20 protein-coding genes and 5 tRNA genes are annotated in these 21,631 nt (G+C 59.2%); 16 read left to right on the top strand and 9 right to left on the bottom strand.

Features of this window, described 5'->3' with window-relative positions; genetic code table 11:
• Positions 1–81 precede the first annotated feature (81 nt).
• Entirely contained in the window at positions 82–990 is a 909-nt protein-coding gene (locus M9827_RS23265; RefSeq protein ID WP_250607326.1) for a LysR substrate-binding domain-containing protein, read from the bottom strand.
• 106 nt (positions 991–1,096) lie between these two features.
• Between M9827_RS23265 and M9827_RS23260 the strand changes: the two genes are divergently transcribed.
• From M9827_RS23260 to M9827_RS23240, 5 genes are all read left to right on the top strand, one after another.
• Positions 1,097–1,963 carry a pirin family protein gene (locus M9827_RS23260; protein WP_250607324.1) on the top strand — a complete coding sequence of 289 codons (867 nt, stop codon included), beginning with the start codon at positions 1,097–1,099 and terminating at the stop codon, positions 1,961–1,963.
• An 86-nt stretch (positions 1,964–2,049) separates the two neighbouring features.
• The gene (gene ycaC / locus M9827_RS23255; protein ID WP_250607323.1) at positions 2,050–2,676 is read left to right on the top strand and encodes an isochorismate family cysteine hydrolase YcaC; all 627 of its coding nucleotides are present in this window, start codon (positions 2,050–2,052) and stop codon (positions 2,674–2,676) included.
• Positions 2,677–2,885: 209 nt separating this feature from the next.
• Positions 2,886–4,328, top strand: coding sequence for a mechanosensitive ion channel family protein (locus M9827_RS23250; RefSeq protein WP_250607322.1), 1,443 nt, complete (start codon positions 2,886–2,888; stop codon positions 4,326–4,328).
• A gap of 106 nt (positions 4,329–4,434) precedes the next feature.
• Positions 4,435–5,229, top strand: a complete 795-nt coding sequence (gene xth, locus M9827_RS23245) for an exodeoxyribonuclease III (protein ID WP_095047670.1) — start codon at positions 4,435–4,437, stop codon at positions 5,227–5,229.
• A 101-nt stretch (positions 5,230–5,330) separates the two neighbouring features.
• Complete coding sequence (locus M9827_RS23240; RefSeq protein ID WP_250607321.1) at positions 5,331–6,173, top strand: arylamine N-acetyltransferase family protein; 843 nt, start codon at positions 5,331–5,333, stop codon at positions 6,171–6,173.
• Here the strand turns inward: M9827_RS23240 and M9827_RS23235 are convergent.
• The 3 genes from M9827_RS23235 to M9827_RS23225 are packed head-to-tail and all read right to left on the bottom strand — an operon-like array spanning position 6,155 to position 7,873.
• The gene (locus tag M9827_RS23235) at positions 6,155–6,580 is read right to left on the bottom strand and encodes a DUF4952 domain-containing protein (RefSeq protein ID WP_250607320.1); all 426 of its coding nucleotides are present in this window, start codon (positions 6,578–6,580) and stop codon (positions 6,155–6,157) included. The genes M9827_RS23240 and M9827_RS23235 overlap by 19 nt on opposite strands.
• A complete protein-coding gene (locus M9827_RS23230) occupies positions 6,581–7,330 on the bottom strand; it encodes a hypothetical protein (RefSeq protein WP_250607319.1) in 750 nt (249 codons plus the stop codon).
• Between the two features lie 48 nt (positions 7,331–7,378).
• Entirely contained in the window at positions 7,379–7,873 is a 495-nt protein-coding gene (locus M9827_RS23225) for a PAAR domain-containing protein (protein WP_095047666.1), read from the bottom strand.
• 209 nt (positions 7,874–8,082) lie between these two features.
• Here M9827_RS23225 and M9827_RS23220 point away from each other — a divergent pair, with 209 nt between their 5' ends.
• Positions 8,083–9,606, top strand: a complete 1,524-nt coding sequence (locus tag M9827_RS23220; protein WP_250607317.1) for a nucleobase:cation symporter-2 family protein — start codon at positions 8,083–8,085, stop codon at positions 9,604–9,606.
• Between the two features lie 225 nt (positions 9,607–9,831).
• Here M9827_RS23220 and M9827_RS23215 read toward each other — a convergent pair.
• Positions 9,832–9,907, bottom strand: a tRNA-Asn gene (locus M9827_RS23215).
• Positions 9,908–10,127: 220 nt separating this feature from the next.
• On the opposite strand from M9827_RS23215, the gene M9827_RS23210 reads away from it, so the two are divergent.
• Positions 10,128–10,358 carry a hypothetical protein gene (locus M9827_RS23210; RefSeq protein WP_123463450.1) on the top strand — a complete coding sequence of 77 codons (231 nt, stop codon included), beginning with the start codon at positions 10,128–10,130 and terminating at the stop codon, positions 10,356–10,358.
• Here M9827_RS23210 and M9827_RS23205 read toward each other — a convergent pair.
• Both M9827_RS23205 and M9827_RS23200 read right to left on the bottom strand, forming a co-directional pair.
• On the bottom strand, positions 10,355–10,555 hold the full coding sequence (locus M9827_RS23205) for a hypothetical protein (protein ID WP_250607314.1): 201 nt from the start codon (positions 10,553–10,555) through the stop codon (positions 10,355–10,357). The genes M9827_RS23210 and M9827_RS23205 overlap by 4 nt on opposite strands.
• Before the next feature lie 226 nt (positions 10,556–10,781).
• Positions 10,782–11,978, bottom strand: coding sequence for an amino acid aminotransferase (locus M9827_RS23200; RefSeq protein WP_250607312.1), 1,197 nt, complete (start codon positions 11,976–11,978; stop codon positions 10,782–10,784).
• Positions 11,979–12,314: 336 nt separating this feature from the next.
• Between M9827_RS23200 and uvrB the strand changes: the two genes are divergently transcribed.
• Entirely contained in the window at positions 12,315–14,330 is a 2,016-nt protein-coding gene (uvrB, locus tag M9827_RS23195; RefSeq protein ID WP_250607309.1) for an excinuclease ABC subunit UvrB, read from the top strand.
• A 139-nt stretch (positions 14,331–14,469) separates the two neighbouring features.
• Here uvrB and M9827_RS23190 read toward each other — a convergent pair whose 3' ends face one another.
• Both M9827_RS23190 and M9827_RS23185 read right to left on the bottom strand, forming a co-directional pair.
• Positions 14,470–16,020 carry an MDR family MFS transporter gene (locus M9827_RS23190; protein WP_284676973.1) on the bottom strand — a complete coding sequence of 517 codons (1,551 nt, stop codon included), beginning with the start codon at positions 16,018–16,020 and terminating at the stop codon, positions 14,470–14,472.
• Positions 16,010–17,059, bottom strand: a complete 1,050-nt coding sequence (locus M9827_RS23185) for an HlyD family secretion protein (RefSeq protein WP_250607308.1) — start codon at positions 17,057–17,059, stop codon at positions 16,010–16,012. Before M9827_RS23185 ends, M9827_RS23190 begins: the two co-directional genes overlap by 11 nt.
• Before the next feature lie 228 nt (positions 17,060–17,287).
• On the opposite strand from M9827_RS23185, the gene gltX reads away from it, so the two are divergent.
• From gltX to M9827_RS23145, 8 genes are all read left to right on the top strand, one after another.
• Positions 17,288–18,769: a glutamate--tRNA ligase gene (gltX, locus tag M9827_RS23180; RefSeq protein WP_007913414.1), complete on the top strand. Its 1,482-nt coding sequence runs from the start codon at positions 17,288–17,290 to the stop codon at positions 18,767–18,769.
• Between the two features lie 202 nt (positions 18,770–18,971).
• Positions 18,972–19,047: transfer RNA gene (locus M9827_RS23175), tRNA-Ala, on the top strand.
• Positions 19,048–19,126: 79 nt separating this feature from the next.
• Positions 19,127–19,202: transfer RNA gene (locus tag M9827_RS23170), tRNA-Glu, on the top strand.
• Positions 19,203–19,255: 53 nt separating this feature from the next.
• A tRNA-Ala gene (locus M9827_RS23165) sits at positions 19,256–19,331 on the top strand.
• 78 nt (positions 19,332–19,409) lie between these two features.
• A tRNA-Glu gene (locus M9827_RS23160) sits at positions 19,410–19,485 on the top strand.
• A 182-nt stretch (positions 19,486–19,667) separates the two neighbouring features.
• On the top strand, positions 19,668–20,207 hold the full coding sequence (locus M9827_RS23155; RefSeq protein ID WP_123463439.1) for a TetR/AcrR family transcriptional regulator: 540 nt from the start codon (positions 19,668–19,670) through the stop codon (positions 20,205–20,207).
• Between the two features lie 30 nt (positions 20,208–20,237).
• Entirely contained in the window at positions 20,238–21,071 is an 834-nt protein-coding gene (locus M9827_RS23150) for an alpha/beta fold hydrolase (protein ID WP_250607306.1), read from the top strand.
• A gap of 46 nt (positions 21,072–21,117) precedes the next feature.
• On the top strand, positions 21,118–21,555 hold the full coding sequence (locus M9827_RS23145) for an acyl-CoA thioesterase (protein WP_250607305.1): 438 nt from the start codon (positions 21,118–21,120) through the stop codon (positions 21,553–21,555).
• Positions 21,556–21,631 lie beyond the last annotated feature (76 nt).

The following is a 21,631-nucleotide window of genomic DNA, read 5'->3' as shown; positions in this document are numbered from 1 at the left end:
AGGCTCGCTCCCACAGGAGATCTGTGGTGTTAACAAATCCTCTGTGGGAGCGAGCCTGCTCGCGAAGGGCGCACCACCGACTCAAGCAATATCGCTGTGCGCAAACTCCTCTCCGAGAAAATCAATCAACGTACGCACCGACGGTAACAACCCGCGCCGCGACGGAAAGATTGCGTGCACCACGCCGCACTTCGGCGCCCACCCCGGAATCAATTCGACGACTCGCCCTGCCGCGATGTCCTCACGCACCACCACACTCGGTAGATGCGCTACGCCAACGCCAGCAATGACTGCCTGGCGCAGGGCAATCAAATCATCCGTGACCATGCGCGGCGTATGGCGAATCAGCGCCGTGTCGTCATTCGGCCCGAGCAGCTCCCATTGATATTCACGCTGCGCCGCGCCCCAGTGCAGGCTCGGCAAACCATTGAGATCGGCAGGTGAGGGCGGTGACGACAGATGTTGGACAAACTGCGGGCTGCCGACCACCGACTGCGTGCTGTTGCCCAGCACCTTCATGACCATGTCGGTGTTCTCCAACGGCGGAAAGCGCACGCGCAGGGCGATGTCGAAACCTTCGTGCAGCAGATCGACGCGGCGGTTGGTGCTCTCGATAAACAACTCCACTAACGGATACTTGAGCATGTAACGGGTGAGCATCGGCCCGACCCACGAGTTGAGCAGCGCTGTCGGGCAACTCAGGCGCACCAGTCCCTGCGGTTCGGAGCGGTTGCGTTCGATCAGCTCGGCGGCGCTTTCGGCTTCGACGCGCATGGCCAGACAGCGCTGGTAATAGGCCTGGCCGATTTCGGTCAGCGAGCAATGGCGGCTGGTGCGGTGCAGCAGGCGCACGCCGAGGCGTTCTTCCAGTTCGGAAATACGTCGGCTGAGTTTTGATTTGGGCATGTCCAGTGCGCGCCCGGCGGCGGCGAAACCGTGATGTTCGACCACTTGGGTAAAGTAGTAGAGGGTGTTGAGGTCTTCCACCATCGTTCTCCATATAGAACGCTAAGGCTGATTTTTGCAGTCTAGTGCATTAATGGTCATGGATTTAAGCTTGATCCATCGCATCACTCACCCCCCATTGGAGACAACCATGAAAAACATCATCGGTATCTACACCAGCCCGCGCGGCCATTGGGTCGGCGATGGTTTCCCGGTTCGCACGCTGTTTTCCTACGACAACCTGGGCAAACACATCAGCCCGTTCCTGCTGCTCGACCACGCCGGCCCGGCCGATTTCACCCCGACCACCGAACGCCGTGGCGTGGGTCAGCATCCGCACCGTGGTTTCGAAACCGTGACGATCGTTTATGAAGGCGAAGTGCAGCACCGCGACTCGACCGGCAGCGGTGGCGTGATCGGCCCGGGCGATGTGCAATGGATGACCGCGGCTTCCGGGATCCTCCATGAGGAGTTTCACTCGGAAAACTTCGCCAAGAGCGGCGGCAAACTGGAAATGGTCCAGCTGTGGGTCAACCTGCCGGCCAAGGACAAAATGGCCGCGCCGGGTTACCAGACCATTCTCGACAGCGACATCCCGAGCATTGCGCTCAAGGACAACGCCGGTCGCCTGCGGCTGATCGCCGGCGAGTTCGAGGGCCACACAGGCCCGTCGCATACGTTCACCCCGATCGATGTGTGGGACTTGCGCCTGAACGCCGGCAAGTTGCTGACGCTCGATCTGCATGAAGGCCGCAACACGGCGCTGGTGGTGTTGAAAGGTTCGGTGCAGGTCAACGCAGTGGAGTCGGTGCGCGAAGGGCAGTTGGCGCTGTTCGAGCGTGACGGCCATCAATTGACGATCGAAGCCAGCCAGGACGCGGTGGTACTGCTGCTCAGCGGCGAGCCGATCGACGAACCGATCGTCGGTCACGGCCCGTTCGTGATGAACACCGAGCAGGAAATCCACCAGGCTTTCGCCGACTTCCAGTCCGGCCGCTTCGGCCAGATGCACGCTTAACGCACCACCACTGCGCTCTACACAGGACGCGTAGGCCGGTTCGCAGGCCAGGGATGGCTGTTGCCTATAGAAAAGAGGAAACGCCCATGAACACCCAATACAAACGTCTGGACAAGAACAACGCTGCGGTACTGCTGGTTGACCATCAGGCCGGGCTGCTGTCGCTGGTGCGCGACATTGAGCCGGACAAGTTCAAGAACAACGTGCTGGCGCTGGCCGATCTGGCCAAGTACTTCAAGCTGCCGACGATCCTCACCACCAGTTTCGAAACCGGCCCCAACGGCCCACTGGTGCCGGAGCTGAAAGCGCTGTTCCCGGACGCGCCGTACATCGCCCGTCCGGGGCAGATCAACGCCTGGGACAACGAAGATTTCGTCAAGGCAATCAAGGCCACTGGCAAGAAACAGTTGATCATCGCTGGCGTGGTGACGGAAGTCTGCGTGGCATTCCCGGCGCTGTCGGCGCTGGAAGAGGGCTTCGATGTGTTCGTGGTGACTGACGCCTCCGGCACGTTCAATGAACTGACCCGCGAATCGGCGTGGAACCGCATGTCCACGGCTGGCGCGCAATTGATGACCTGGTTCGGCCTGGCCTGCGAGCTGCACCGCGACTGGCGCAACGACATCGAAGGGCTGGGCACGCTGTTCTCCAACCACATCCCGGACTACCGCAACCTGATGACCAGCTACAGCACCCTGACTAACGGTAAGTAATCTGTCACCCCGTAAACCTGTGTAGGAGCTGCCGCAGGCTGCGATCTTTTGATGTTGTTTTTTAAAGATCAAAAGATCGCAGCCTGCGGCAGCTCCTACATGGGGTTTGTGGTGTTTTTGCGGGCGTGTTCATCCTCTGAAATCAATTGCTCCTACACTTGCTCAATCTGTGCGATCTTCTCGCGATTGGCCCCCGTCGGAGTTGTTTGATGCTGTCTCTGCTCACCGAACATCCGTTGTTCTGCGCGTTGATCCTGATCCTCCTCGATCTGGGCTTGTGGCGTCTGATCAGTTCCCATGGCAGCGAATGGAAACTGCTGGTGCGGGTGCTGATTTTCAGCCTGTTCAGCGTGCTGCTGTTCAACGAAGGCCTCAATCCGATGGAGCCGGCGCCGTGGGCCGATAACGTGCCGCTGCACCTGGCGGCGACCGGCCTGCAGATTGCCTGGTGGCTGTTCGGCGCGCGCACCCTGACGGTGTTGATTGGCGCAGTGATGATGCAGCGGGTCGGCCACACCGGGCGGCTGTTGCAGGATTTGCTTGGCGCGGTGATTTTCCTCATCGCGATTATTGCGGCGCTGGCCTATGTGCTGGATTTGCCGGTCAAAGGCGTGCTGGCAACCTCCGGAGCGTTGGCGATCATCGTCGGTCTGGCCTTGCAGAGCACGCTCAGCGACGTGTTCTCCGGGATCGTCCTCAACACCACCAAGCCTTATCAACTGGATGACTGGATTTCCATCGACGGCACCGAAGGCCGGGTCACCGACATCGATTGGCGCGCCACGCGCCTGCAAACCAGTCAGGGCAGCATGGCGGTGATCCCCAACTCGCTGGCGGCCAAGGCCAAGATAATCAACTTCAGTCGGCCGAGCAATATGTTCGGCGTCGCGGTCAGCGTGCAGGTCAGCCCGCATGCGCGGCCCAGTTCGGTGATCGATGCGCTGGAGCGGGCGATGCAGGGCTGTCGCCAGTTGCTCGACACACCTGCACCGAGCGTCGCACTGAAAAGCTCCGGCAGCAGTGGTGCGGAATACGAGATCAGTGGCTTCGTTGCATCGATGGGCGAGAAGCGCGTGGTGCGCAATCAGCTGTTCGACCTGGCGTATCGGCACTTGCAGGCGTCCGGGGTCAATTTGCTGTCGAGCGATGAAAGTGCTGCGCCGACCAACCTGTCGCGGCCTCGGGCGTTGCTCGACAGCTCGCCGATCTTCTCGACCCTGCGTCAGGAAGAGAAAGACACCTTCAGCCAGAACATGAACCTGCAAACCTTTCGTGCCGGCGAAGTCATTCTGGCGGGCGGGGAGGTCAGCGATCACTTGTTCATTATTGAGTCCGGTGTGGTGTCGGTGACGTTGAAGCGCCACGGCACACCGTTCGAGTCCGGGCGCATGGGGCCGGGCGAGGTGATTGGCGAGGCAGGGATCTTGTCCGATACCGCGTTGCCGGCGGACTTTTCGGCGAAAACCTTTTGCGCGTTGTATCGCATCGAGAAGTCTTACCTCAAACCGTGCCTCGATGCGCGTCATGACATCCACGACGCGATGCAGACGCTGCTCGATTTCCGCCTGCACAAGGCGCAATCGCTGACCGAGGAAGCGCCGGCGGTTGTACCCAAAAGAGGCTTTTTGCAGTGGCTGCGCAATCGCACCTGAGCATTACCGGTCGCCGACGGCATGACCCTGTGTACCGATCCGATGCAACCGCCGCGAGCGTCACGGGGTCAGATTTTTCACAGCCCACGGGCAGGAGCCTCAGCCGATGAAAAACCTGCGGATCGCCACCTATAACGTCAACGGTTTACGCGCGCGTTTGCCGAACCTGCTGGACTGGCTCAAGCGCGAACAACCGGACATCGCTTGCCTGCAAGAACTGAAATCGGTCGACACGGCGTTTCCTGCGGCAGAACTGGAAGCCGCCGGTTACGGCGCGATCTGGCAGGGCCAGGCCTCGTGGAATGGCGTGGCGATTCTCGCCCGCGACGCGCAACCGCTGGAGAGCCGGCGCGGTTTGCCGGGCGATCCCGATGACAAGCACAGCCGTTATCTGGAAGCGGCGGTGCACGGCGTGCTGGTCGGCTGCCTGTATCTGCCCAACGGCAACCCGCAACCGGGGCCGAAATTCGATTACAAACTGGCCTGGTTCGAACGGTTGATCAGCTACGCGAAAGACTTGCAAAGCAGCGATCATCCGGTGGTGTTGGCCGGCGACTACAACGTCGTGCCCACCGACATGGACATCTACAACACCCGTTCCTGGCTCAAGGATGCGCTGCTGCAACCCGAAAGCCGCGAGTGTTATCAGCGCCTGCTGGATCAGGGCTGGACCGATTCGCTGCGGCATCTGTATCCCGAAGATCGGCTATATACGTTTTGGGATTACTTCCGCCAGCACTGGCAAACCAACTCCGGTCTGCGCATCGATCATCTGTTGCTCAACCCGGCGCTGAGTCCGTATTTGCACGAGGCTGGGGTAGACGCCTGGGTGCGCAATGAACCCCACGCCAGTGACCATGCGCCGACGTGGATCCGTATCGGTTCGCGCAAGAAACGCTAGCGGTCGATTGGCGAAATCAATTGTCGAAAACAGTGCCTGATCCCGTATACATGGCGACCATCAACGCAGTGACCTGCGGCCCCATGCAAAAGGACTGAGCAATGAGTGAGCCACGCCTGACGAATCTGAAGCTGTACTTGCAGCGTCTGGGGTTTGATGCGCCGCCGGCACCGACGCTGGCAACGCTGCGCCTGTTGCAATTGCGTCACACCGGCGTGTTCCCCTTCGAGAACCTGGCGACAATCACCGGGGCGCCGGTGTTGATCGATCTGCCGTCCATCGAAGCAAAAATCCTCGTCGGTGGCCGTGGTGGTTACTGCTACGAACTCAACAACCTGTTCTTCGCCCTGTTGCTTGAATTGGGCTTCGATGCCCGGGCCATCAGCGGGCGCGTGGTGATGAATCAGCCCGAGGGCAGCTGGACAGCGCGCACGCATCGCTTGAGCCTGGTGACCATCGACGGCGTGCGCTACATCACGGACGTAGGTTTTGGTGGCATGGTGCCCACCGCGCCGCTGCTCCTCGACACTGAGGCCGAGCAGGCCACCCCGCACGAATCCTATCGCATAGAACAGCAGGCCGAGGGCTACATGCTGCGTGCCAATGTGGCGGGTGAATGGCGACCGATGTACCTGTTCGATCTGCAACGCCAGGAAGACATCGATTACACCATTGGCAACTGGTATGTCTCGACTCACCCTGAGTCACCGTTTACTCAGCGTCTGATGGTCGCGCGCACCGGGGATGGCTGGCGCAAGACCCTGAACAATGGCAGTTTCGCTGTTCATCGCATGGGTGCCGAGAGCGAGCGGCGTGATGTCGCGGACGTCGAGGATCTACTCGATTTGCTTGAGGTTGAGTTTGGGATACGGGGCGCGATCCCTCAGTTGTTGAGGCCGGTGCTCGGACGCCTTATCGAGTCTGGTCAGGGATCCTCAGCGTAAGCATCGACCTGGATCGTGAAGAGATTGATTTTGGCCCACGACTCTCGTTGCCTGACCTCTGTTTCCTCTGAGCCAATGCTGATCAGGTAGTTGATGCCTGTTGCTGGGTCTCTGAATCCATTTTGGGTCGAGTCCCAGACACAACAGGCGCGCGTGATCGGCGAAATCCCGAAGTGCTGTTCAAGGTACTGTTCGGCTTTCGAAGCATTGGCCCCGGATACTTCATAGCTGGCTGAAAATGGCTGGCCCATGCGGTCGAGCGCCTGTTTGCAGCCTTTGAATTCAACAAACGATGGCTTGTCTGCGAGCTTCGACAGAAAGTCATCACAGCCAAAGTCGGCACTGACGCTGTTGGCAATGACCAGCAACAGCGCGGGTATCAATCGGATCAGTAGTAGCCGTTTCAATTATTTCTCCACCAGCAATTCACCGACATATTTCCCGCCTTCACCTTTGACTCGCCGGCAGATCAGGTAGTCGTAGATGTCGTTCCATTTGATCAGCTCATAAAAGGTGACACAGCCGTCGGACAAATGGCCGACGTGGATGTAACGACTGCTGTTTCCTTTTGTGCCTTGCAGTTCAATGGGAAACCAGACGTCGGTGCAATGCAGATTACCTTGTGCCTTGTAGCCACCTGTGGAGATATTCCCGTGGGAGCGGTCGGGTGCCATGATCCGGTGGCGTCCGGGAGGAATCGGGGTAAATTCGCCGCCCCACTGGCTGTTAAGCGTCACCTTCGCCGTTTTGCCATTGAAGCTGACCTGTGCCCATTGCTGCAGCAGTTTGCCTTTGAACTCCGAGACCGCATGATCCGGTGCACCGGTGTACTTGACCTTGACGGTGGCCGGCGCCGTTGGCGGGGTATCCATCAGATATTTCAAGGCATTTTCGGTTTTCAGGCTGGCCGTCTGCCCGACGAACTCCGAATTGCCATCGGCAATCCTGAAGTAGGTTCGACCACCGGACTCCTTGGTGAAGGTCACTTTGGTGTATTCGCAGAGGGCGACGAGCGTGCCTTTTGGCTCAAGTTTGACACTCAGCCAACCGTTTTCGTCAGCCCGTTTGGTGTATTTGGTAACAACGACCGCCGGATGCGTACTGCCACCCTGTCGATTCGAGGGAGCCCGGTTATTGCTGAGTATTGCCTGCGCCATGCTGGTTACAACTCCTTTCAGGTGAATTCAGCCACTGGTTGTTCCTGTTCAGGCCAGGTCGTCAGGCTCCAGATGCAGCAGTTCACTCGCTCGGGTCGACACTCTCTGGGTCAGTCCGCGCTCATTGGTGACGCCGCGAATGACCTTGCCCGACGCGGTGGTGATTTTGTAAGCGAAGTCGGGCACGGGCTCGCCATCGGCGTCCAGCAGGGTGAACTGCTCGTCGAAACCCAAGTTGATCGGCGGAACGGGACTGATCGGCGCGCCACCACCACTCTGGCCAATGATGACGGTGCCGGAACCGCCGACGATAACGTCGCCGTGGCTGCCCTGACTGCCTTGCGTGGCGGCGTTTTTACCGTTGATGAAGACGGTTGCGGAAATGTTACCGCTGATGGCGCTGCCGCAAGAGGCGGGGTCGCCGAGGCGCGCGGCTGGCAAACCATCGAAGAATACGTCGGGGGAGCCGGCAACTATTTTCTGTGCCGCATGGGCAGGGCATGTTGTGGCGTCTGTGGCGCGAGCAGCGGGTTTTCCACTCATGGTGACTTCCTTTTCTTGCCCGGCAGGGGGCATCCGTTGATCCGTACGGCATGGCTTCTGATCGTGCCACGTGATGAGGGGGTACTCAAGTCATCAGGCCGTTTGAGTGACGAGTAACCCGTCCTGATATTTTGTATACAAAACCATAGACACTTGTCGCGAGTATTGAATACAGTGTGCGCATAACAAAAACCAGGGAACCCCCCACCATGAAAACGCCCCATGTTTCACACCAACGGCCCGAGGACGAAAATCTCGGGGTCGGCGCGAATATGGCTTACGGCCTGCAACATGTTCTGACCATGTACGGCGGTATCGTTGCGGTGCCACTGATCATCGGCCAGGCGGCCGGCCTGTCGCCGGCGGACATTGGTTTGCTGATTGCTGCTTCATTGTTTGCGGGGGGGCTGGCGACGCTGCTGCAAACCCTGGGTCTGCCGTTTTTTGGCTGTCAGTTGCCGCTGGTGCAGGGCGTGTCGTTCTCTGGCGTGGCGACCATGGTCGCGATCGTCAGCAGCGGCGGGGAGGGCGGCTTTCAATCCGTGCTCGGTGCGGTGATTGCGGCGTCGTTGATCGGCTTGCTGATCACGCCGGTATTCTCGCGAATCACCAAGTTCTTCCCGCCCTTGGTGACCGGCATCGTGATCACCACTATCGGCCTGACGCTGATGCCGGTGGCCGCACGCTGGGCCATGGGCGGTAACAGCCACGCGCCGGACTTCGGCAGCATGCAGAACATCGGTCTTGCGGCAGTCACACTGGTTCTGGTGTTGCTGCTGAGCAAAGTCGGCAGCTCGACCATCTCGCGTCTGTCGATCCTGTTGGCCATGGTGATCGGCACGGTGCTGGCGGTGTTCCTCGGCATGGCGGACTTCTCCAACGTCACCACCGGGCCGATGTTCGGCTTCCCGACGCCGTTCCACTTCGGTATGCCGACTTTCCACTTTGCCGCGATCCTGTCGATGTGCATCGTGGTCATGGTGACCCTGGTGGAAACGTCGGCAGACATTCTCGCGGTCGGTGAAATCATCGGCACCAAAGTCGATTCCAAACGCCTGGGCAATGGCCTGCGCGCGGACATGCTGTCGAGCATGTTTGCGCCGATCTTCGGTTCGTTCACTCAGAGTGCCTTCGCCCAGAACGTCGGTCTGGTGGCGGTCACCGGGATCAAGAGCCGCTATGTAGTGGCCACTGGCGGCATCTTTCTGGTGATTCTTGGCCTGCTGCCGTTCATGGGCCGGGTCATCGCCGCGGTGCCGACTTCGGTACTCGGCGGCGCCGGTATCGTGCTGTTTGGCACTGTGGCAGCGAGCGGTATCCGTACGCTGTCCAAGGTGGATTACCGCAACAACGTCAACCTGATCATCGTCGCCACCTCGATCGGTTTCGGCATGATCCCGATTGCCGCACCGAACTTCTACGATCACTTCCCGAGCTGGTTCGCGACCATTTTCCACTCGGGTATCAGCTCGTCGGCGATCATGGCGATCCTGCTCAACCTGGCGTTCAACCACTTCACCGCCGGCAACTCGGATCAACAGTCGGTGTTTGCCGCGGCAGAAGAGCGGACCCTGCGCTATCGCGATCTGGCGGCGCTGCGTGAAGGCGATTACTTCAGCGACGGCAAGCTGCATGACTGCGATGGCAAGGAAGTGCCGGTCATCGAGCCAGATGACCACGATCATGGGCACGGCGCGCCGAAGGCGCAGGTGAAGAGCAGCGAACACGTCTGACGGCAGTATGTGAATAGAAAAGGGCCGATCTGTTTTATACAGATCGGCCCTTTTTATTTGAGGATCAAAAGATCGCAGCCTTCGGCAGCTCCTACACAGATCTCATACTCCGCCCACTTTGAGGATGAACGCTGAATCTGTAGATGCCGAAGGCTGCGATCTTTTGTTCTTTTCGAGCGCCCACAAAAAAGCCCCTGAATCTTTCGATTCAGGGGCTTTGCTATTTGGCTCCACAACCTGGACTCGAACCAGGGACCCAATGATTAACAGTCATTTGCTCTACCAACTGAGCTATTGCGGAATTGGTGCGTATGTTACTGATTCAAAAAGAGAAGTCAAGCATCGGTTGTAAAAATGACTGAATCCTCGGGACGGACGGTGACTTGTCAGCGATTGGCGGTTACCAGAAACGCAGCAGAGGTCTACCATGGCTGCCCGGAAGTGGTCACACGCGCTGCCGGCCATTCGCCGAAAAAGGTCCGCGCCATGAACCGTTTGTCCCGCAACAGTGAGGTGTTCGCATGAGCATCGCGCAAATCAGTCTGCCCAAGGGCGTCGGTCCCCACGCCGAAAAACTCTTCGATGCAATCACCCAGGCCAGCACCGCTGAGGAATTGAACCGCGCCGGTGGCAAGGCCGAAGGTTTTGTCCTGGGCCTTGAAAGCACCAAGGCGATCAAAAGCCAGATCGCCGAATCGCTGTACGTCGTTTATGACGACGCCGCGAGTCAGCGTGCCACCGAACTGGCTTAACTGCCGAAGGTGATAGTGCCCATCATCAGCTTGGCGTAAGCCGCGGTGGCCGCCAGTTGCACCAGCCACAGGACCAGGCCACCCAGGAAGACGCCGGTGGCGACTTGCAACACCAGGCTCTTTTCGCGTTTTGCCGCTGTGCGGGGGATGAAGTCATCCAGATCGTCACGGTCGGCGCGCAGGTTGTCGTTTTTCATATAGGGTCTCTTTCAGAAATCTTGGGTTCACACAAAATCTGTAGGAATGAGCCTGCTCGCGATAGCGTCGTGTCAGCCGAAGCTTCATTACCTGACACGCCGCCATCGCGAGCAGGCTCACTCCTACAATGGGATTTATGTGCAGTCTAGAGGTTAAGCAGCGTTCATTCGGACAAATAAAAAACGGGAAGCCCCAAGGCTTCCCGTTTTTCATAACGCGCTGAAATCAGATGACCTGAACAATCGCATCCGTCACAGCTTTGATGTTGCTCTGGTTCAGCGCGGCCACGCAGATGCGGCCGGTGTCCAGGGCGTAGATGCCGAACTCGTTACGCAGGCGATGCACTTGTTCAGTGGTCAGGCCCGAGTAGGAGAACATGCCGCGCTGACGACCGACGAAGCTGAAGTCGCGACCCGGGGCTTTTTCTGCCAACAGGGCAACCATCTGCTCGCGCATGCCGCGAATGCGCAGACGCATTTCCGCCAGTTCGGCTTCCCACTGTGCGCGCAATTCCGGGCTGTTCAGTACAGCTGCAACGATGCTCGCGCCGTGGGTCGGCGGGTTGGAGTAGTTGGTGCGGATCACGCGCTTGACTTGCGACAGCACGCGCGCGCTTTCTTCTTTCGACTCGCTGATGATCGACAGCGCACCAACGCGCTCGCCGTACAGCGAGAACGACTTGGAGAACGAGCTCGAGACGAAGAAAGTCATACCGGACTCGGCGAACAGACGCACGGCAGCGGCGTCTTCATCGATGCCGTCACCGAAACCCTGGTAAGCCATGTCGAGGAACGGCACGTGACCTTTGGCCTTGACCACTTCCAGCACGTTGTTCCAGTCCGCCGGGGTCAGGTCGACGCCGGTCGGGTTGTGGCAGCACGCGTGCAGAACAACGATCGAGCCGTTCGGCAGGGCGTTGAGATCGTCGAGCATGCCGGCACGATTTACATCGTGGCTGGCAGCGTCGTAGTAACGGTAGTTCTGCACCGGGAAGCCGGCGGTTTCGAACAGGGCGCGGTGGTTTTCCCAGCTCGGGTCGCTGATCGCCACAACGGCATTCGGCAGCAGTTGCTTGAGGAAGTCGGCACCGATCTTCAGTGCGCCGGTCCCGCCGACGGCCTGAGTGGTGATTACGCGACCGGCGCTGATCAGCGGCGAGTCGTTGCCGAACAGCAGCTTTTGCACGGCCTGGTCGTAGGCGGCGATGCCATCGATCGGCAGGTAACCGCGCGAAGCGTGTTGAGCTGCGCGAACGGTTTCGGCTTCGATCACGGCGCGCAGAAGTGGAATTCGCCCCTCTTCGTTGCAGTAAACACCCACGCCCAGGTTGACCTTGGTGGTCCGGGTATCGGCGTTGAATGCTTCGTTGAGGCCCAGGATTGGATCGCGGGGTGCCATTTCGACAGCGGAGAACAGGCTCATTATTGCGGCGGCTCTGAATGGAGAATGGAGGGACGTGTCGCGCTCCAGCCGGATGCACTAGAGCGGTGCACAAACGGGGAGCTAGTATAGAGGCCATTACCGAGCGATGGCGACAGGCGATTCGGCTTTTAGGGTAAGTTTTTCCGATTATTTCTTGACCGTTAGTCGACTGCGCGTGTCAGAGTCTTTACCGGATGTAGGACGTTTGCCTTGAAAGGTGAGGCAATCGCCACCACATTGAGCACAATCCAGGTTTTTTCTTGCGCGACACCGGTCGTTTGCGGTCGTCCCCGTGGTGCTCCGCTTGCTCGGAATGCCGCGATCCCAGAGGTGTATATGTCCGAATTCCAGCTCGTCACCCGCTTTGAGCCCGCCGGCGATCAGCCGGAAGCCATCCGCCAACTGGTGGAGGGCATCGAAGCCGGGCTGGCGCACCAGACGCTGCTTGGTGTGACCGGCTCGGGCAAGACCTTCAGCATCGCCAACGTCATCTCGCAGGTGCAGCGCCCGACCCTGGTACTGGCGCCGAACAAGACCCTCGCTGCGCAGCTGTACGGCGAGTTCAAGGCGTTTTTCCCGAACAACGCCGTCGAATACTTCGTTTCCTACTACGACTACTACCAGCCCGAAGCCTATGTGCCGTCGTCCGACACCTTCATCGAGAAGGATGCATCGATCAACGACCACATCGAGCAGATGCGCCTGTCCGCAACCAAAGCGCTGCTCGAACGCAAGGACGCGATCATCGTCACCACGGTGTCGTGCATCTACGGTCTCGGTAGCCCGGAAACCTATTTGAAGATGGTGCTGCACGTCGATCGCGGCGACAAACTCGATCAGCGTGCGCTGCTGCGGCGTCTGGCGGACCTGCAATACACCCGCAACGATATGGATTTCGCCCGTGCGACCTTCCGCGTTCGTGGCGATGTGATCGACATCTACCCGGCGGAATCCGATCTGGAAGCGATCCGCATCGAGCTGTTCGATGACGAAGTCGAAAGCATTTCCGCGTTCGACCCGCTGACCGGCGAAGTCATCCGCAAGATGCCGCGCTTCACGTTTTACCCGAAGAGCCACTATGTGACGCCACGGGAAACCCTGCTCGACGCCATCGAACACATCAAAGTCGAATTGCAGGAACGTCTGGAATACCTGCGCAGCAACAACAAACTGGTGGAAGCCCAGCGACTGGAGCAGCGCACCCGTTTCGACCTGGAGATGATTCTCGAGCTGGGTTACTGCAACGGCATCGAAAACTACTCGCGCTACCTGTCCGGACGTCCGGCCGGCGCGGCGCCGCCAACGCTCTACGATTACCTGCCGGCCGATGCCTTGCTGGTGATCGACGAATCCCACGTCAGCGTGCCGCAGGTCGGCGCGATGTATAAGGGCGACCGTTCGCGTAAGGAAACTCTCGTCGAATACGGCTTCCGCCTGCCGTCGGCGCTGGATAACCGGCCAATGCGTTTTGACGAGTGGGAAGGGGTGAGCCCGCAGACCATTTTTGTTTCGGCAACGCCGGGCAATTACGAGGCCGAGCACGCCGGACGTGTGGTCGAGCAATTGGTGCGTCCGACCGGTCTGGTCGATCCGCAGATCGAGGTGCGTCCGGCGCTGACTCAGGTCGACGATTTGCTCTCGGAAATCACCAAACGCGTGGCCATCGAGGAGCGGGTGCTGGTGACCACGCTGACCAAGCGCATGGCCGAAGACCTCACCGATTACCTCGCCGACCACGGCGTGCGCGTGCGTTATCTGCATTCGGACATCGATACCGTTGAGCGTGTAGAAATCATTCGCGACTTGCGCCTCGGTACCTTTGATGTGCTGGTGGGGATCAACCTGCTGCGTGAAGGTCTGGACATGCCGGAAGTGTCGCTGGTGGCGATCCTTGATGCCGACAAGGAAGGCTTCCTGCGTTCCGAGCGCTCGCTGATCCAGACCATTGGCCGGGCGGCGCGTAACCTCAATGGTCGGGCGATTCTTTACGCCGATCGCATGACCGGTTCGATGGAGCGCGCAATCGGTGAAACCGAGCGACGTCGCGACAAGCAGATCGCCTTCAACCTGGAAAACGGCATCACCCCCAAAGGCGTGTTCAAGGATGTCGCCGATATCATGGAAGGCGCCACCGTGCCGGGTTCGCGCAGCAAGAAGCGCAAAGGCATGGCCAAGGCTGCCGAAGAGAACGCCAAGTACGAAGCCGAATTGCGCTCGCCGAGCGAGATCACCAAACGCATTCGTGCACTGGAAGAGAAGATGTATCAGCTGGCGCGGGATCTGGAGTTTGAAGCGGCAGCGCAGATGCGTGATGAGATTGCCAAACTGCGCGAGCGGCTTTTGGCAGTTTGATTGATGTTGCCTGGTCGGGCCCCATCGCTGGCAAGCCAGCTCCCACAAGGATTGATGGCGTACACGAAATTTGTGAACACCAAAGAAACCTGTGGGAGCTGGCTTGCCAGCGATGGGGCCAGACTAGGCACAGCAAATATCAGTGGGATTCCCCAGCCTTCAATCCTTGTGGCAATTTCTTGGTCAACAAGACGGCCAACATACTGATCCCCAGCGCAATCCCGACAAAGTGAAACGCATCGTTGTAAGCCATGATCGCCGCCTGCTGGTGGACGATTTCGCTCAACTTGCCCAGCGCCGCCGTATCGTTGCCAAACCGATCGGTCATCGACGCCAAACGCTCGGCCACCTGCGGATTGGTCGGCACCACCGCCTCACGCAAATAATCGAAGTAAGTCTTGGTGCGCGCATCCAGCAGCGTTGCCAGCAAAGCAATCCCGATCGCACCCCCGAGGTTACGCAGGATATTGAACAGACTCGACGCCGACCCCGCGTCCTGCGGCAGGATGTACGCCGTGGCGATCAACGAAATGGTCACCATGATCAACGGCTGCCCCAGTGCGCGGATGATCTGGATCTGATTGAACTGCGGCCCGGCGAAATCCGGGTTGAGCACCCCCGAAGAAAAACTCGCCAGCCCGAACAATCCAAAGCCGATCGTGCACAGCCATTTCGGCGAAACAAACTTCATCAGCTTCGGCACCAGCGGAATCAGGAACAACTGCGGCACGCCCATCCACATGATCACTTCGCCGATCTGCAGGGCGTTGTAGTTCTGGATCTGCGCCAGGTACAGCGGCAATAGATAGATCGAACCGTACAACCCGACACCCATGCCGAGGCTGGAAATGCTCGACAAGCCAAAGTTGCGATTACGCAGGATGCCGAGGTTGATCAGTGGATTCGGTTTGGAAATCTGCACGATTACAAAGGTGATCAAACTTACCAGCGCAATGCTGCCCAAGGTCACGATCAGGCTCGATTCCAGCCAGTCCTTGCGATGGCCTTCTTCAAGAAACACCTGCAAGCACCCGAGGCCGATCCCGAGCGTGAGGATGCCGGTGTAATCGGTGCTTTTCAGCAGTTCCCAGTGCGCTTCTTTCTTCTCCAGCCCGTACATCAGGCCGGCAATCATGATCAGGCCCGGCGGAATGTTGATGTAGAAGATGTATTCCCAACCCCAGTTTTCCGTGAGCCAGCCGCCCAGCGTCGGGCCGATGGATGGGGCGAAGGTCGCGGTCATGGCAAACATCGCCATGCCTTTGGCGCGGTGGTGTTCGGGGAGTTTGATCAAGGTCAGGGTGAACGCCAGCGGGATCAGCGCGCCGCCGGTAAAACCCTGCATGGCGCGGAAGACGATCATGCTCTCCAGGCTCCAGGCCATCGAGCACAGCAGCGATGAAACCAGAAAGCCCAGCGACACCCACACCGCCAGCCGTCGTGCCGACAGCAGTTGCACCAGCCACGCGGTCAGCGGAATCATGATGATTTCCGCGACCAGATACGAGGTGGAAATCCACGAGCCTTCTTCCAGCGTCGCCGACAGTGCACCCTGAATATCTTTCAGTGACGAGTTGGTGATCTGAATGTCGAGCACGGCCATAAAGGCGCCGAGCATCACGCTCATCACCGCAATCCAATCGCGCCGGGTCGGTTCGCCGACCGGGCGGATCAGCGAATCACCGGCCATTGTCCGGGGCGTCTTTGATGTTCACTTTGGCAGTGACGGACATGCCCGGGCGGATCTTGCCGTGCAGCGGGTTGTCGGCCTTGAAGGTCAGTTTCACCGGAATCCGTTGCACGACTTTGGTGAAGTTGCCGGTGGCATTGTCCGGCGGCAGCAGGCTGAATTGCGCGCCGGACGCGGCGAACAGGCTGTCGACCCGCGCTTCGATCGGCGTGTCGCCATAGGCATCGAAGGTCAGCTCGGCTTTCTGCCCGGGTTGCATGCGGCCGATCTGGGTTTCCTTGAAGTTGGCCTGCACCCAGATATCTTCGTCCGGGACGATCGACAGCAGGTAAGCGCCAGCCTGCACCACTTGGCCGTTACGGGCGGCGCGCTGGCCGACCAGACCACTGATTGGCGCGTGGATTTCGCTGCGGGTCAGGTTGAGTTCGGCTTGCGCCAGATCGGCGCGGGCGTTGGCGATCTGTGCGTCGAGGCGTTTGATTTCTGCGTTCAGGGCGTTGACCTGCTGACGCTGACCTTGCGCATCGGCCTGCGCCTTGGCCACTTGCGAACGGGCGATATGAGCGTCAGCGGAGAGGGTGGTCACGCGTTCTTCGGAAACGTAACCGGGCTTGCGCAGGGTTTCGGCACGCGACAAATCCATCTGCGAGCGCCCGAGCGTTGCTTGGGTGGTTGCCACTTGTGCGTCGCTGGAAGCAATCAGGCTGGCTTGTTGAGTCAATTTGCTTTGCGCTTGCAGGCGTTCTGCTTCGCGAGTGGCGAGGGCGGCGTTGGCGCGGTCGATGGCCAGACGGAAATCATTCGGTTCGAGGCGCACCAGTAGCTGGCCTTTTTCCACGTGCTGATTGTCTTGCACCAGCACTTCATCGATGCGCGCGCTCAATTGGCTCGACACACGGGTGATTTCGCCCTGGACATAAGCGTTGTCGGTGCTTTCATAAAAGCGTCCCTTGAAAAACCAATGGGCGAAAAAGCCCCCGGCGATCAGCAGGACGAGCAGCAGGAAAATCAACAGGCGACGCTTGAGTTGGGCAGGCATGGGCAAACTGTAGTCGAGGAATTGTAAGTAAAGTTATCAGCAGGCGAATCTGGCATACAGCCGATAAACGGTAAATGCCATCTGCTGATATTTGCCCATTCACCGCGGCTTACGGGCGTTCCAGAGGCAAACTTGGCTTAAATGCCCTGCCCGCTGGAGCGGGGCGGGTGTCGCCTGTTACCATTCGCCGCTTGATTGTTTTGCTTTTCATTCTTTTCGAGACATGCCATGACCACCGTCCGCACTCGCATCGCGCCATCGCCTACCGGGGATCCCCACGTAGGTACCGCTTACATCGCATTGTTCAACTACTGCTTTGCCAAGCAGCATGGCGGTGAGTTCATCCTGCGCATCGAAGACACTGACCAGTTGCGTTCGACCCGCGAGTCCGAACAGCAGATCTTCGACGCCCTGCGCTGGCTGGGGATCGACTGGAGCGAAGGCCCGGACGTCGGCGGCCCGCACGGCCCGTATCGCCAGAGCGAGCGTGGTGACATCTATCAGAAGTACTGCCAGCAACTGGTCGACATGGGCCACGCGTTCCCATGCTTCTGCACCGCTGAAGAACTGGATCAGATGCGCGCCGAGCAAATGGCTCGCGGCGAAACCCCGCGTTACGATGGCCGCGCACTGCTGCTGTCGAAGGAAGAAGTCGCGGCCCGTCTGGCTGCCGGCGAACCCCACGTGATCCGCATGAAAGTGCCTAGCGAAGGCGTTTGTGTGGTGCCGGACATGCTCCGTGGCGATGTCGAGATCCCGTGGGATCGCATGGACATGCAAGTGCTGATGAAGACCGATGGCCTGCCGACGTACTTCCTCGCCAACGTGGTCGACGATCACCTGATGGGCATCACCCACGTGCTGCGTGGCGAAGAGTGGCTGCCATCGGCACCGAAACTGATCCTGCTTTACGAGTACTTCGGCTGGGAACAACCCGAGCTGTGCTACATGCCGCTGCTGCGTAACCCGGACAAGAGCAAGCTGTCCAAGCGCAAGAACCCGACCTCGGTGACGTTCTACGAGCGCATGGGTTTCATGCCGGAAGCGATGCTCAACTATCTCGGGCGCATGGGCTGGTCGATGCCGGACGAGCGCGAGAAGTTCTCGTTGCAGGAAATGGTCGACAACTTCGACCTCAAGCGTGTGTCCCTCGGCGGGCCGATCTTCGACATCGAGAAGCTGTCGTGGCTCAACGGCCAGTGGCTACGTGATCTGCCGGTGGAAGAATTCGCCGCGCGCGTGCAGAAGTGGGCATTCAACTCGGAATACATGATGAAGATCGCGCCGCACGTTCAGGGCCGCGTGGAAACCTTCAGCCAGGTTGCCCCGCTGGGCGGGTTCTTCTTCGCCGGCGGCGTCAATCCGGATGCCAAGCTGTTTGAATCGAAAAAGCTTTCGGGCGATCAGGTTCGCCAGTTGATGCAGTTGATCCTGTGGAAGCTGGAAAGCCTGCGTCAGTGGGAGAAGGACAACATCACCGCGACGATTCAGGCCGTGGTCGAATCGCTGGAGTTGAAACTGCGCGATGCGATGCCGCTGATGTTTGCTGCGATCACCGGTCAGGCGAGTTCCGTCTCGGTGCTCGATGCCATGGAAATCCTTGGCCCGGATCTGACCCGTTATCGTCTGCGGCAGGCGATTGACCTGCTGGGTGGCGTGTCGAAGAAAGAAAACAAAGAGTGGGAAAAGCTGCTGGGCGCTATCGCCTAAGCGCTTGCGGCTTTGTGCAGGAGCTGCCGAAGGCTGCGATCTTTTGATCGTGCCTTCGGCGCTTCTCCCGAATTTACGGGGGGAGGGCGGTAAGTGATTGTTATGCCGACGAAAAATTTTGAAATTTTTCAAAAATAAGTTTGACAGGCTTTCGATACGCCCTTAAGATTCGCCCCGTCCTCAGCGATGACATCAACGATGAGGGGCTATAGCTCAGCTGGGAGAGCGCTTGCATGGCATGCAAGAGGTCGACGGTTCGATCCCGTCTAGCTCCACCAATTTACACTTCGAAGCCTGGCCACACCGGCTCCGAAGCGATCAACACTCAGCGTTGATCAGTTGTATAGAAGGGTTTGCGTCCCCTTCGTCTAGTGGCCTAGGACACCGCCCTTTCACGGCGGTAACAGGGGTTCGAGTCCCCTAGGGGACGCCAGTTTTACAGAAGTGATGTTGCAAGATGTCACTCCGCCGAGAGGCGAAAAATCCGGGGCTATAGCTCAGCTGGGAGAGCGCCTGCATGGCATGCAGGAGGTCAGCGGTTCGATCCCGCTTAGCTCCACCAATTTACAGTTCAAGGTCTGGCCACACCGGCCTTGAATCGATCAGTTCTCAGCGCTGATCAGTTGTATAGAAGGTTTGTGTCCCCTTCGTCTAGTGGCCTAGGACACCGCCCTTTCACGGCGGTAACAGGGGTTCGAGTCCCCTAGGGGACGCCACGATTACCCGCTCTGCGGGATTTTATAAGGGTCATTCAATTATTGAATGGCCCTTTTGTTTGTCTGGCGTTTGGCCAAATCCCCTTTTTCCTTACACTGTGCTTCAGACCAGCGGTCATATCCTTGACTTGCAGAATATTATTATGCGAATAATATTCCAGTCGTAATATTCGGAGGCAACGATGAACGATAAAAAAGCCCAAACCCGCGAACGCATCCTCAAGGCTGCCAGCGCCGCACTGATTCAGCGTGGCCCGGCCGACCCCAGCGTGGGCGAAGTGATGGGCGCAGCCGGCCTGACCGTCGGCGGTTTCTATGCGCACTTCGAAAGCAAGGACGCGATGATGCTCGAAGCGTTCAAGCAACTGCTCGGCCGCCGCCGCGACCTGATTGCCGACATGGATGCCGATCTGACCGGTGAAGAGCGTCGCGCCTTGGTCGCTGCGTTCTACCTGTCGCGCAAACATCGTGATTCCAGCGATGCGGCGTGCCCGATTCCAGCGTCCATCGGCGAGTTAGGGCGTTTGCCGGAGTCGTTCCGCGTCGCGCTGAACGAACACCTGGAATTGATGATTGCGCAGTTGGCGTCCAGCCCCGAGGACACCGACAAAGCCTTGGCCGATGTGGCCTTGATGGTGGGTGGTCTGGCGCTCGCAAGGGCTCTGGGCCCGGGAGATTTATCCGATCGATTGCTGCGCGCGGCCAAGTCGGCAGTGCGTTGACCTGAAGGCAATACGCCTGAGGAGAGAGCGATGAACACGTTGAAGTGGATTCGTGGCGTTAATGGCACCTTGGGCTGGATTGCACCGAAACGCGTGGCGAGCAAAATGCGTCTGGCATTCATGACGCCACGTTCGCTGCCACTTCGTGATTGGGAGCTGCCGCTGCTGGCCAGTTCCGAACGCATCACTTTGCGCTTTGGCCTCTCGGCGCTGCGCTGGGGCCAAGGCCCGACAGTGCTGCTGATGCACGGCTGGGAAGGGCGGCCAACCCAGTTCGCCGCGCTGATCACTGCGCTGGTCGATGCCGGGTATACCGTCGTCGCGTTGGATGGTCCGGCTCACGGTCGTTCGCCGGGGCGTGAAGCCAATGTCGTGTTGTTCGCTCGGGCAATGCTCGAAGCCGCTGCCGAGTTGCCGCCATTGCAAGCGGTGATCGGTCACTCCATGGGCGGCGCCAGCGCCATGCTCGCCGTGCAACTGGGCTTGCGTACCGAAACCCTCGTGAGCATTGCCGCACCTGCTCGAATCCTCGGTGTACTGCGCGGTTTTGCCCGCTACGTTGGCATGCCGCCCCGGGCCCGTTCAGCCTTCATCCGCCAGGTCGAACAAGACGTCGGTATGCGTGCTGCCACGCTCGATGTTGCCCACTATCAACTGGATATGCCCGGCCTGATCGTGCACGCCGAGGACGACAATTTCGTCTCGGTCAAAGAGTCGCAACTGATCCACGAAGCCTGGTTCGACAGTCGTCTGTTGCGCCTCGAAGGCGGTGGTCATCAGCGTGTGCTGGCCGACCCTCGGGTGATTGATGGCGTGTTATCACTGCTGGCCGGTCGTAGCCTTCAGGCGCGCCAATCGGCTTGAGCTCCGTTACACTGCCCCGGTGGAATACATTGACCAGGAGTGGGGCATGGGCTGGGATCGGGCAACGCCGTTTACCATTGATCTGCAAGTAGGCGCCGAGGACATCGACGGGCTGGGCCACGCGAACAACGCAGTGTACGTGACCTGGCTCGAGCGCTGCGCCTGGCGCCATTCGCAGCGTCTGGGGCTGGATCTGGTCGAGTATCGGCGACTGGATCGGGCGATGGCGGTGGTCCGTCATGAGATCGATTATCTGGCTGCGGCTTATGAAGGCGACGAACTGCAATTGGCGACCTGGATCGTCGATTGGGATCAGCGCCTGAAAATGACCCGGCATTTCCAGCTCAAGCGCCCGAGCGACAACGCCACGCTGTTGCGCGCGCAGACAACTTTTGTCTGTATCGAGCTGTCCACGGGCAAGCCAAAGCGCATGCCGGTCGAGTTCGTCGAGGGCTACGGACCGGCGATCCTGGCACTAGCCTGACCCGATCCCTGTAGGAGCTGCCGAAGGCTGCGATCTTTTGATTTTGCTGTTTGCAGATCAAGATCAAGATCAAGAT

This window comes from Pseudomonas sp. AKS31, from assembly GCF_023634765.1.
Taxonomy (GTDB): Bacteria; Pseudomonadota; Gammaproteobacteria; order Pseudomonadales; family Pseudomonadaceae; genus Aquipseudomonas.
The sequence above is the reverse complement of the archived record's forward strand: the minus strand, read 5'-3'. Positions and strand labels throughout refer to the sequence as shown.

Coding starts and splice junctions, on each gene's coding strand:
- M9827_RS23265 (WP_250607326.1), bottom strand. CDS start 990: ATGGTGGAAGACCTCAACACCCTCTACTACTTTACCCAAGTGGTCGAA.
- M9827_RS23260 (WP_250607324.1), top strand. CDS start 1,097: ATGAAAAACATCATCGGTATCTACACCAGCCCGCGCGGCCATTGGGTC.
- ycaC (WP_250607323.1), top strand. CDS start 2,050: ATGAACACCCAATACAAACGTCTGGACAAGAACAACGCTGCGGTACTG.
- M9827_RS23250 (WP_250607322.1), top strand. CDS start 2,886: ATGCTGTCTCTGCTCACCGAACATCCGTTGTTCTGCGCGTTGATCCTG.
- xth (WP_095047670.1), top strand. CDS start 4,435: ATGAAAAACCTGCGGATCGCCACCTATAACGTCAACGGTTTACGCGCG.
- M9827_RS23240 (WP_250607321.1), top strand. CDS start 5,331: ATGAGTGAGCCACGCCTGACGAATCTGAAGCTGTACTTGCAGCGTCTG.
- M9827_RS23230 (WP_250607319.1), bottom strand. CDS start 7,330: ATGGCGCAGGCAATACTCAGCAATAACCGGGCTCCCTCGAATCGACAG.
- M9827_RS23225 (WP_095047666.1), bottom strand. CDS start 7,873: ATGAGTGGAAAACCCGCTGCTCGCGCCACAGACGCCACAACATGCCCT.
- M9827_RS23220 (WP_250607317.1), top strand. CDS start 8,083: ATGAAAACGCCCCATGTTTCACACCAACGGCCCGAGGACGAAAATCTC.
- M9827_RS23210 (WP_123463450.1), top strand. CDS start 10,128: ATGAGCATCGCGCAAATCAGTCTGCCCAAGGGCGTCGGTCCCCACGCC.
- M9827_RS23205 (WP_250607314.1), bottom strand. CDS start 10,555: ATGAAAAACGACAACCTGCGCGCCGACCGTGACGATCTGGATGACTTC.
- M9827_RS23200 (WP_250607312.1), bottom strand. CDS start 11,978: ATGAGCCTGTTCTCCGCTGTCGAAATGGCACCCCGCGATCCAATCCTG.
- uvrB (WP_250607309.1), top strand. CDS start 12,315: ATGTCCGAATTCCAGCTCGTCACCCGCTTTGAGCCCGCCGGCGATCAG.
- M9827_RS23190 (WP_284676973.1), bottom strand. CDS start 16,020: ATGGCCGGTGATTCGCTGATCCGCCCGGTCGGCGAACCGACCCGGCGC.
- M9827_RS23185 (WP_250607308.1), bottom strand. CDS start 17,059: ATGCCTGCCCAACTCAAGCGTCGCCTGTTGATTTTCCTGCTGCTCGTC.
- gltX (WP_007913414.1), top strand. CDS start 17,288: ATGACCACCGTCCGCACTCGCATCGCGCCATCGCCTACCGGGGATCCC.
- M9827_RS23155 (WP_123463439.1), top strand. CDS start 19,668: ATGAACGATAAAAAAGCCCAAACCCGCGAACGCATCCTCAAGGCTGCC.
- M9827_RS23150 (WP_250607306.1), top strand. CDS start 20,238: ATGAACACGTTGAAGTGGATTCGTGGCGTTAATGGCACCTTGGGCTGG.
- M9827_RS23145 (WP_250607305.1), top strand. CDS start 21,118: ATGGGCTGGGATCGGGCAACGCCGTTTACCATTGATCTGCAAGTAGGC.